The organism is Photorhabdus viridis (assembly GCF_040256935.1).
Taxonomy (GTDB): domain Bacteria; phylum Pseudomonadota; class Gammaproteobacteria; order Enterobacterales; family Enterobacteriaceae; genus Photorhabdus; species Photorhabdus viridis.
Genome location: NZ_JBEJZY010000350.1, coordinates 1 through 315, shown reverse-complemented (window position 1 = coordinate 315; position 315 = coordinate 1). Strand labels below are relative to the sequence as shown.

Annotated in this window: 1 pseudogene; it reads left to right on the top strand. The window is 48.6% G+C overall.

Features of this window, described 5'->3' with window-relative positions:
• Positions 1 to 243: pseudogene (locus ABR397_RS23690) on the top strand (ISNCY family transposase); the annotation flags it as partial.
• Positions 244 to 315 lie beyond the last annotated feature (72 nt).

The window sequence follows — 315 nt, the reverse complement described above, 5'->3', positions numbered from 1 at the left end:
GAAGGACGCCAAGAAGGACGCCGGGAAGGGCACCAAGAAGGACGCGAGGAAGGGCACCAAGAAGGACGTCAGGAAGGGCACCAAGAAGGACGTCAGGAAGGACTCCAAGAAGGATTGAATAAAGGCGAAAAACGGGGGATCCTGAAAATCGCATGTGCGATGATCGACATGGGTATCGACCGTGAAACGATAATGAAAACGACTGGGTTGAGTCAGAACGAACTTGAGCAAATACGCCACTAACTCGTGCTGAGAGTTTTTAATCAGTATTCAATGATTCATGTTAAAAGAGGATCTTACGGTGACTGTCAGAAC